The organism is Aneurinibacillus sp. UBA3580 (assembly GCF_002375825.1).
GTDB lineage: Bacteria > Bacillota > Bacilli > Aneurinibacillales > Aneurinibacillaceae > Aneurinibacillus > Aneurinibacillus danicus.
Genome location: NZ_DFMZ01000128.1, coordinates 1 through 9,886, shown reverse-complemented (window position 1 = coordinate 9,886; position 9,886 = coordinate 1). Strand labels below are relative to the sequence as shown.

The 9,886-nt window shown below is 50.6% G+C and carries 10 protein-coding genes; 4 read left to right on the top strand and 6 right to left on the bottom strand.

What is annotated here, in order from left to right; all coding sequences use genetic code 11:
• The first annotated feature begins 138 nt into the window (after positions 1-138).
• The 4 genes from B2899_RS17230 (at position 139) to B2899_RS17215 (ending at position 2,040) form a co-directional block, all read left to right on the top strand.
• Positions 139-396, top strand: coding sequence for a hypothetical protein (locus tag B2899_RS17230; protein WP_146809306.1), 258 nt, complete (start codon positions 139-141; stop codon positions 394-396).
• A gap of 96 nt (positions 397-492) precedes the next feature.
• The gene (locus tag B2899_RS17225) at positions 493-1,302 is read left to right on the top strand and encodes a Cof-type HAD-IIB family hydrolase (protein ID WP_146809305.1); all 810 of its coding nucleotides are present in this window, start codon (positions 493-495) and stop codon (positions 1,300-1,302) included.
• Between the two features lie 83 nt (positions 1,303-1,385).
• Positions 1,386-1,802, top strand: coding sequence for a universal stress protein (locus B2899_RS17220; RefSeq protein WP_286887367.1), 417 nt, complete (start codon positions 1,386-1,388; stop codon positions 1,800-1,802).
• Positions 1,803-1,836: 34 nt separating this feature from the next.
• On the top strand, positions 1,837-2,040 hold the full coding sequence (locus B2899_RS17215) for a hypothetical protein (protein ID WP_286887365.1): 204 nt from the start codon (positions 1,837-1,839) through the stop codon (positions 2,038-2,040).
• A 51-nt stretch (positions 2,041-2,091) separates the two neighbouring features.
• On the opposite strand, the gene B2899_RS17210 is transcribed toward B2899_RS17215, so the two are convergent.
• From B2899_RS17210 to B2899_RS17185, 6 genes are all read right to left on the bottom strand, one after another.
• Positions 2,092-2,382: a hypothetical protein gene (locus B2899_RS17210; RefSeq protein WP_286887362.1), complete on the bottom strand. Its 291-nt coding sequence runs from the start codon at positions 2,380-2,382 to the stop codon at positions 2,092-2,094.
• Positions 2,383-2,522: 140 nt separating this feature from the next.
• Positions 2,523-4,565 (bottom strand): molybdopterin-containing oxidoreductase family protein, encoded by a 2,043-nt coding sequence (locus B2899_RS17205; RefSeq protein WP_286887360.1) that lies wholly within the window; start codon positions 4,563-4,565, stop codon positions 2,523-2,525.
• Between the two features lie 303 nt (positions 4,566-4,868).
• Positions 4,869-5,765, bottom strand: a complete 897-nt coding sequence (gene gnd / locus B2899_RS17200) for a phosphogluconate dehydrogenase (NAD(+)-dependent, decarboxylating) (protein ID WP_146809300.1) — start codon at positions 5,763-5,765, stop codon at positions 4,869-4,871.
• Between the two features lie 32 nt (positions 5,766-5,797).
• A complete protein-coding gene (gntK, locus tag B2899_RS17195) occupies positions 5,798-7,339 on the bottom strand; it encodes a gluconokinase (protein ID WP_146809299.1) in 1,542 nt (513 codons plus the stop codon).
• Between the two features lie 76 nt (positions 7,340-7,415).
• Complete coding sequence (locus B2899_RS17190; protein WP_286887358.1) at positions 7,416-8,774, bottom strand: GntP family permease; 1,359 nt, start codon at positions 8,772-8,774, stop codon at positions 7,416-7,418.
• Positions 8,775-8,949: 175 nt separating this feature from the next.
• A complete protein-coding gene (locus B2899_RS17185) occupies positions 8,950-9,807 on the bottom strand; it encodes a MurR/RpiR family transcriptional regulator (protein WP_286887356.1) in 858 nt (285 codons plus the stop codon).
• Between the last annotated feature and the right edge of the window lie 79 nt (positions 9,808-9,886).

Here is a 9,886-nt window from a genome sequence, read left to right as displayed (position 1 = left end):
AAGGAAAAGAGAGAAGAGAACGAGGGGATGATTTCAATGTGGAAAAAGGCGAAGCCCTTTTTCTTCCTTAGATCTTTTTTCTCTCTCCTTCCTTCTTTATTTCAGGATTTTTATAGAAAAAGGAAACGAGGGATACAAATGAAGCATATCCTGCTTCTGGTACTGGTTGGACTGCTTCTGGTAGGCTGCTCTTCTTCCAAACCGACGCTTCCCCGCGACAACAGCGGGACGATGGTGGCAAACAGAAAAATAAACGAGGAAAAAGCAAGCCCGGCATTCCAGGTAGGAGATTGGATATCGTACGGGAGTAAAGACCGGCTGGGCATTACCAAGCAAAACGAGGACAAAACCGTATTATTTACAACGCAGCAGAGACGATTGGGATATGCGTGGTAAACAAAAGGTCGGGATGCAGTTCCCGGCCTTTTGTTTACCATATGATATGATAGAACAGGCAAGAGATAAGAACGGTGCAAAAAGGAGTGGATACTTATGAGGTATCGAATGATTGCGATTGATATGGATGATACACTGCTGACCGATGAGAGAACGATTACGCCGGGCACGGCAGAGGCGATTAAGCAGGCGCTGGATTTAGGCGTGGTGGTCACGCTGGCGACGGGCCGGATGTTTCCTTCAGCCCTGCCGTTTGCATCCCAGCTTGGGCTGAACGTTCCGCTGATTACCTATCAGGGAGCCGTTGTCAAAGATATGGCGAGCGAGAGCATCATGTATGAACGGCTCGTCACTCCGGAGATTTCCCGCCGCATTATCGAGATTGCTCGTGCGAAAAATATGCACCTACAGGTCTACCAGGACGATATTTTGTATTCACCCGAGGAGAACGATAAGATTCGGCAGTATGCCGAAATCGCCGGGGTACCGTATACAATAGAGAAAGATTTGTACCGATTGGCCGAGCGCAATTTCATTAAACTGCTGTATTTCGATGAACCGGAGGCATTGGACGAGCTGGCTCGGGAACTGCGTAAAGAATTTGGTGAGACGGCGCACATTACCAAATCAAAACCGTTTTTCCTTGAAGTCATGCATCCGGAAGCGAACAAAGGGCGGGCCGTACTGCACCTTGCGGAGACGTTTGGGATTGACCGTTCGGAAATTATCGGCATTGGCGACAGCTATAATGATCTGGATTTAATTACTGTCTCAGGTCTTGGCGTCGCAATGGGCAATGCGCCGGATGATATCAAACAAATAGCCGATTATGTAACGCTCTCGAACAACGAGGAAGGCGTACGCCATGTAATCGAGACATTTATATTACAGTCTACTACAGAATAAATCTCGTTCCCTAAAACTTTACTTTTCAATTTTCTTCTTTCCATTATAATGAAATTAAAAAGACAGAATAGGCTGGGGAAACGATGAATAAAATACTGCTGGCAATCGACGGGTCCACATACGATGAGAAATCCGTCCACTTTATTAACGAAAAATTAGCCTGGGCGCAAAGCATGGAGGTGTATGTGGTAACCGTGCTGCCGGAAATGGATGAGACACTGCTGCATGTCTATCCGGGTCTTCGCGAAGAGTATACTGCCCAGGCGGAGAAACGGCTTCAAGAGATTGCCCAAATGCTTACGATACATGCCAATACTTGTCAGCGCCGTGTATTGGAAGGACCGGTAGCTGAGCAATTGCTCACATTCGCCGAGCAAATTGGGGTCGATATGATTGTGATGGGATGCCGGGGGCTCAGCAACTATGAAGAGCTGACGCTGGGGAGCGTCAGCATGAAAGTCATTCGCCTCTCACCGCGTCCTGTCGTTATCGTTAAATAACATCATCTTATATACAGAAAGGAAAAAAGAAGAAATGTACAAGAAGCTATGCTGCTACTGCTTGAAAGTCAGCGTGTCCGCCGATTATTTAATGGCCGGCGACTGGCAATGCACGCACTGCGGACACGACATCACCGATGTGCCGGCAATTCCGTATCAAGAAGAATTCTCCAAAGATTATTTAATGAAACTGGTCACCTATAAAAAAGAAAAGAGACTGGATTCCAGTCCTGCATAAGCATAAGCGCCCGTTCTATCCGCATGTATCGAATAGAACGGGCGTTTATGTTTATTGAATTCCATCTTTGCTTTCCTGTGCCACCCATGTCCGATTCATCTCATCTACCGTGTCCTGCCATGCCTGGCTTTGCTGCAGTACGTCAAGCATCTCGCGTACTTCTCTCTCGCCGAGACCTGAAGCCAGCGCCATATCCTCCATAAAATCTGGCTCGGTAATTTTTTCACCAAGCCTAATCTTATCCCGGTATCGCTCCATTACATCATGAATATGCTTTCGCGTATCCCCGGCAAGCCCGTATGCATTCGCAAACCCTTCAAATGAATAGTGTATATGCTCCATCGCCGCCTGCTCCTTCCGCTCGAATCTTTTTCCATCTTATAGTTTTTGTGCAGAGGTTCAGGGTTATGCTTAAAAAACGAAAAACCGGAGCACAAGCGTATCTCCGGTTTCTCTCATCGTTTCATTCTTTATCAATTCTTTCAAAGCTTCTCTACTTCTACCCGGGTAGAAAAGAACGTTGCTCCGCGTCCCATGTCTGACAGACGGCTCGGTGTTAACGCATTAACCAGTTGTTTCGTGCCTGGCTCATCCGCCCACAATCCCTGGCTCACCGCTACGCCGGGCAGCACATTCTCCCCGACAGAGGCGGTGAGCACACATTCACCGCGATCATTATAGACACGTATTTTCGCGCCGTCCTCGATGCCGCGCTTCCGCGCTTCATCCGTATGGATATGCAGACGCGGCGTCTTTTCCATCGCCACATGCCTGGCATTGTTTGAAAATGTCGAGTTTAAGAAATTATGATTCGGCGCCGACACGAACAAAAGCGGGTACTTCTCGTCTTCTTTAATCGGTTCATATGTCGGCAGCGGCGGCAGTCCTTTTTTCTCCATTCGTTTCGAGTACAGCTCGATTTTGCCGCTCGGCGTCGGCAGTTTACCCGGAAATTTCGGCTTTTTGCTTCGATCAATTTTGATAAAATGCCGCTCAAGCAGCGCTTCATACGTAATGCCATCGAGATACGGATTGGCCGGATGATCAAGCATCTGACGGATCATCTCTTCCTCCGTATCTTTGAATGCCTGCTCGGTAAATCCCATCGCTTCCGCCAGCAGACGGAACACCTCGACATTGGACTTACTTTCCCCGTACCGTTCTATGACCGGCAGATGCAGATGTACAAAATAATGCCAATACGATGTAAACAAGTCCAAATTCTCATAGGAGGATGTCGCCGGCAGCACAATGTCAGCATAGCGCGCCGTTTCTGTCAGGAACAAATCATGCACAACAGTGAACAAGTCTTCACGCGCAAAACCCTCTCTCACTTTGTTGCCGTTTGGCGCCACGACAAGGGGGTTACTGTTATAGACAAACAAAGAATACAGCGGCGGATCGAGCTCCGTGAGCGCCTCCCCGATCTGGTTCATGCTGATGGAGCGCGTTTTTTCCTTCAGCAGGTCAGGACGCTGCAGCGCCTGAAAATTAACGGATGCATAGCCGCTGTTGCCTTTAATCGCCCCGCCGCCTCGCACATGCCACTGGCCGGTCAATGCAGGCAGACAGGCGATAGTGCGTACAAACATGCCCCCGTTGTCATGATGCTGCGGCCCGTTGCCGATGCGAATAAAAGAAGGCGATGTCCTGCCGTACATGCGGGCCAGCTCGTAAATATCATCCACAGAAACGCCAGTAATCGCGGATACGGCAGCAGGATTATACTGCTTTACATGTTCGCGCAACTCTTCATATCCAACCGTATATTCGGCGAGAAACGTCTCATCCACCAGCTCTTCGGCAAACAATATATGCATCAGACCAAGCGCGAGTGCGGTATCCGTTCCGGGCAGAATAGGAATGAACCAGTCGGCCCACCGTCCGGTCTGGTTTTTATGCACGTCAATGACGACCACTTTGGCGCCGTTTTTCCGCGCCTTCTCCGCCAGCGTAACCTGGTGCATATTGGTGCTGACCGCGTTGCAGCCCCAGAAGATGAACAGCTTCGTATCGATGGTTTCCTCCGGGTCCGTGCCGTAGCTTCCGCCCATTGTATACATATAGCCCGCAGCGCCGGCGGAATTACAGATGGTCCGCTCAAGCTGGCTTGCGCCCAGACGATTAAAAAAGCGGCGATCCATCCCTTCCACGTTCAGAATCCCCATATTCCCATAGAAGCTATACGGCATGATGCTCTCTGCACCATGCTGCGCGATTAGCTCCTTCCATTTCTCTGCGATGGTGGCAATCGCCTCGTCCCAGGTAATGCGTTCAAACTTGCCTTCCCCTTTTGTGCCCACCCGCTTCAGCGGATATTTAAGACGCTTCGGGTCATACAGGCGCGCCGGCATGTTGCGCACCTTGTTGCAGATTACCCCCTGCGTCACCGGATGCGCCGGATCGCCCGTGATTTTGACAATCTTTCCGTCCTGCTTGTGGACGAGCAGACCGCATGTATCCGGACAATCCAGCGAGCAAACCGAAGGAAAAATGCCATCTTTTTGCGTTGCGTAGGAAGCCATCTTTTTCACTCCTCTATTTTTCATAAAAAACGACCATGGCGTTTCAGCCGCAACCCCGACATGAAAATGACGGGAAGGCCAGCTGACTTTTGCGGTATGAAGGAAAAAAGAGGAAAGAAGGAGGAGAGGATTTCAATGGTGAAAAAGGCGAAGGCCTTTTTCTACCCTGGCTCTTCTTTCCTCTTTCCCTTCCTTCTTCTCTCATGATTTTCACAAAAAAAACCCGGAATGGATACATTTACTGTATACCAATTCCAGGTTTTTGTCATCGGGAGAACCCTCTGGCACTTCTCCTGCCTCTGTTTATTTTTTCACGACTGCGTGTCCGCCGAATTCATTGCGCAGTGCGGCAACAACCTTGCCGTGGAACGTATCGTCTTCGAGCGAACGGAAACGCATAAACTGGGACATCGCGATAACGGGTGCGCTTGCTTGCAGTTCCATCGCTGTCTCTACCGTCCAGATGCCTTCGCCGGAAGAATGCATAACACCCTTAATATTATCGAGCTTCGGCTGCTTGGAGAACGCGTTCTCCATCAACTCCATCAACCAGCTGCGAATAACAGAGCCGTGATTCCATACACGTGCCACCGCTTCGTAATCATAGTCGAACTGGCTCTTATCGAGAATCTCGAATCCTTCACCGATCGCCTGCATCATGCCATATTCGATGCCATTATGTACCATTTTCAGAAAATGACCGCTTCCGGCCGCACCGGTTTTAAGAAAGCCGTTCGGCAGAGAGATACTTTCAAATAGCGGAGTAATATGCTCAAGCGCCTCCGGGTCGCCGCCGACCATCGTACATACGCCGTGGCGCGCGCCTTCTGTACCGCCGCTTGTGCCGCAATCAACAAAATAGATGCCTTTTTCTTTAAGCTGCGCGTAGCGGGCAAGCGTGTCTTTGTAATTGGAGTTTCCAGCGTCAATCAGAATGTCCCCTTTCTCAAGCAGGGCGCCCATCTCTTTTGTGACCTGGTCGGTGATTTTGCCCGCCGGTACCAGCATGATAACGACCCGCGGAGATTCCATGTTTTGCACGAGCGCCGCCAGGGAATCGACACCTCTTGCACCGTCTTTCGTAATGCGTTCCACATGCTCGCTCACAGTATCGTACGCCACGACCTCATGGTTCTTGTCGATCATGTTAAGCGCGAGATTATACCCCATTTTTCCGAGCCCGATTAATCCTACTTTCACTGTCCATCACTCCTTCTTCATATTTTCTAATTTTATCCTAACATTTTGCGCTGAAATGCGGCGATGCTTTCGTACTCATCTTCAAGCTTGCGCATAATGCGCAGATAAATCGGAAGCAGCTCCATATAGACGGCAGCGTGTTCCCGGTTTGGCGTATGATGATGCGTCGCCCCCACCATCTCTGATACCACTTCCAATGAATCTACCGTACCCAGGGCATACATGCCGAGGACAGCCGCACCGAGGCAGGAACTCTCATAGTCTTCCGGCACGTATACGTCCTGATCAAAAATATCGGCCATCATCTGCCGCCACAGCGCCGAGCGGGCAAACCCGCCTGTCGCTTGAATTTGCTTTGGCATCGGGATTAATTCTTTAAGCGCGAGAAATACGGTATAGAGATTAAAGATAACACCCTCAAGTACGGCGCGAATCATATGCTCTTTCTTATGGTGCAGCGTCAGACCGAAGAACGATCCTCTCGCATTGGCATTCCAGAGCGGCGCCCTCTCCCCCGCCAGATACGGATGGAACAAAAGTCCGTCACAGCCGGGCCGCACGTTATCCGCAATCTTCGTTAACACATCGTATGAGCTGATGCCGAGCCGTTTGGCCGTCTCAATCTCGGATGCGGCCAGCTCGTCCCGTACCCAGCGCAGCGTCATGCCCCCGTTATTAACCGGACCGCCGATGACCCAGTGCTTATCGGTCAGCGCGTAGCAGAAAATCCGGCCTTTCGGGTCGGTTACCGGCTTATCCACTACAGTACGGATGGCGCCGCTTGTGCCGATCGTGATCGCCACTACGCCAGGCTCTACCGCATTCACGCCCAGATTAGACAGAACTCCATCGCTTGCACCCAGGACAAACGGCGTGTCGGGGTTAAGCCCCGTTTCTTCCGCTGCCCATGCGTCCATTCCCCGGACATAATGCGTCGTCGGAACCGGCGTAGACAGATGCTCCTCTTTAATTCCGGCAACCGCAAGCGCTTCCTCATCCCAGATCAGGTTCTCCAGATTGAACATTCCGGTCGCCGAAGCGATAGAATAATCGACAAGATACTGTTTAAACAACTGATAAAACACGTATTCTTTTATGGAAATAAATTTGGCTGCCCGTTTGAAAATGTCCGGGTGTTCTTCACGCAGCCAGACAATTTTGGAAAGCGGCGCCATCGGGTGCACAGGCGTGCCGGTACGTCTGTAGATTTCGTGTCCATTTTGTTCTTTTTTAATGATTTCCGCGTATTTCGTGCTGCGGTTATCCGCCCAGGTAATGCACCGGGTCAGCGGCCGGTGCGAACCGTCCATGGCAATGACGCTATGCATGGCCGAGCTAAACGAAACGAAAGCGACGCGCCCAGGCGCGACGCCGCTTTTCTGGATTACCTGTTTAAGAACCTCAAGCACCGCCTTATATATCTGATCGGGGTCCTGTTCCGCCGTCGAAGGAGTCGGCGTATAGAGCGGATATTCAACCGAGTGTTTCGCAAGCCCCTGTCCCTTTTCCGTGAAAAGAACCGCTTTGGTGCTCGTTGTTCCGATGTCGATGCCGATACAGTAGTTCGTACTCACAGGGCTGCCTCCTATCTTTAGTGTGAAAAAAAGAAAGTAAGATCCAGAAAAGAAAAAGGCTTCGCCTTTTTCTTTGTTATACCACAATGTCGAGCAGCAGGATAAAGATAAGTGCGGCTATGGACAGAATCGTCTCCATCACCGTCCATGTCTTCAGCGTCTGCGGCACAGTCATATTGAAAAATTCTTTAATGAGCCAGAAACCGGAGTCATTCACATGCGACAGAATGAGCGACCCCGCACCTGTCGCAAGCACCAACAGCTCCAGATTCGTGCCCGGCGTTGCCGCTGCAATCGGGGCAAGAATGCCCGCTGCAGTCGTCATCGCTACGGTGGCCGAGCCGGTCGCCACACGAATCAGACCCGCCACCAGCCAGCCAAGCAGGAGCGGTGAGATGTGCGACTGCGTAGCTACGCCGGCAATCGCATCGCCGACGCCGCTTTCAATCAGGACTTTGTTGAAGCCGCCGCCTGCGCCGATAACAATCAAAATGGTTGCAGTCGGTCCAAGACACTCGTTTGTAAACCTAAGGATTTGATCGCGGTCGAATCCGCGTGCAAACCCGAGCGAGAAGAACGAGAACAGAAGCGCGATCAGAAGCGATACAACCGGGTTACCGATAAAATCAATCCAGCTGCGCAGCGTATTGCCTTCCGGCAGCGTCACGTCTGCAATCGTCGCACATAGCATCAAAAGCACCGGAAGCAGAATCGTAAACACCGTGATGCCAAAGCCCGGCAGTTCCTTGCGTTCAGACTCGCTGAACTGGGCTGCCAGCTCGGTCGACGGCTCAAGTTGAATGCGCTTCGAAATGAATGAACCGAATAAAGGACCTGCGATAATTGCAGTCGGAAGGCCCACAATCAATGAATACAGAATCGTCTTGCCCACATCCGCCTGATAAATGCCAACCGCCAGCATCGCAGCCGGATGCGGCGGCACAAGACCATGTACGACGGACAGGCCCGCCACCAGCGGGATGCCTATTTTCAGCAGCGGCGTGTTCGTATGCCGCGCAAGCGTAAACACCAGCGGAATCAGAAGCACCAGGCCAACCTGGAAGAACACCGGGATCCCGACAATGAATGCGACAAACATCATCGCCCAGTGTACGTTTCTCTCACCGAATATGTAAATCAGCGTCCGGGCGATGCGCTCTGCGCCGCCGGATTCGGCCATCATCTTCCCCAGCATCGTCCCCAGTCCAAGCACGATGGCAATAAATCCGAGAACACCGCCAACTCCTTTCTCGAACGCTTTCAGAATTTCAGGCAGATCCATGCCCGCGCTTAAGCCAATAAACAAAGAAGCCAGAATTAATGCGACAAGTGGATTAAGCTTAAATCTGGCAATCAGCACAATCAGGCCAAGAATTGCGATGACCGTATATACCAGCAGGCTGGCACTGTGGCTGAGCCCCAAAAATGAATTCATGCTGTCTCTCTCCTTTATGATGTCAGCGTTTTCTTAAACAGTATGAAGGATGCCTCTCCACTATATAAAATATTTTTTCTAATGTAAATACAGGAAAGAAATTTTCTTTCAAAACTGATCTTAAAATAGCTTATCCGAAAAAGCCGTTGCTGCGGGCGGCTGTCGGATAAGCCGATTAATAGCGCTTAATTGCAATAGATTCACGAATTTTCTGCAGGTTTTTAAGCGTTACATCCTGCTTGCGTGTCGCCACGCCCACATACAGCGCATCGATAACCGATAGCTGGACGAGTCGGGATGCCATTGCTTCAGAACGAAATAAAGTTTCACGTGATGTTGTATAAATGGAAATATCTACAGCGCGCGTCAGCGGCGATTTCATCGTACTGCTGATGCCAATCGTTTTCGCGCCGCGCTCGCGTGCCACCTGTATCGCCTCCACTACATCAATGTTGCTGCCGCTGTGTGAAATACCGACTGCTACGCATTCCGCATCCAACAAAGACGCGGACATTACCTGCAGGTGGCTATCCGTATGGGCAATCACCTGAGCGCCGGTGCGTAAAAACTTATGGTAGGCGTCGAGTGCGATAACCCCTGAGCCTCCGGAACCGTAAAAATCAATTTTTTTGGCACGGGTAAGGCACTCAACCGCCGCCTCGAGCGGCTCATTTTCCAGCAGGGCGAGCGTGTCTTTCATCGCTTCTATGCTGCTTAAAAAAATCTTGCGCGTGATATGTAAAATGTTGTCTTCCTCCGTAATTTCTTCATGGATATTCTCCATCGGGTGCACAATATCCCGGGCAAGTGCGATTTTAAACGCCTGATAGCCTTTGTAGCCAAGACGCTTGCACAACCGAAAGACCGTCGCCTCCGCCACCCCGCTTTTCTCCGCCAGCTCGGAGATCGACGAATGAATGACTTCTTCCGGCTTTTCGAGCATATAACGGGCGGCCGTCTGTTCTTTGACGGACAAGGATGATAACATCGATCGCAGTCGGTTGATACTGTTGGGCTGCTGTTCGTTCTCCATATGTCTCCTCCTGCCTTTTTCTGTGAAAATCATGAGGAAAGAAGGAAGGGGAAGAAGAAATGAGATCCGGGGAAGAAAA

Coding starts and splice junctions, on each gene's coding strand:
- B2899_RS17225 (WP_146809305.1), top strand. CDS start 493: ATGAGGTATCGAATGATTGCGATTGATATGGATGATACACTGCTGACC.
- B2899_RS17190 (WP_286887358.1), bottom strand. CDS start 8,774: ATGAATTCATTTTTGGGGCTCAGCCACAGTGCCAGCCTGCTGGTATAT.
- B2899_RS17210 (WP_286887362.1), bottom strand. CDS start 2,382: ATGGAGCATATACACTATTCATTTGAAGGGTTTGCGAATGCATACGGG.
- B2899_RS17220 (WP_286887367.1), top strand. CDS start 1,386: ATGAATAAAATACTGCTGGCAATCGACGGGTCCACATACGATGAGAAA.
- B2899_RS17205 (WP_286887360.1), bottom strand. CDS start 4,565: ATGGCTTCCTACGCAACGCAAAAAGATGGCATTTTTCCTTCGGTTTGC.
- B2899_RS17215 (WP_286887365.1), top strand. CDS start 1,837: ATGTACAAGAAGCTATGCTGCTACTGCTTGAAAGTCAGCGTGTCCGCC.
- B2899_RS17185 (WP_286887356.1), bottom strand. CDS start 9,807: ATGGAGAACGAACAGCAGCCCAACAGTATCAACCGACTGCGATCGATG.
- B2899_RS17230 (WP_146809306.1), top strand. CDS start 139: ATGAAGCATATCCTGCTTCTGGTACTGGTTGGACTGCTTCTGGTAGGC.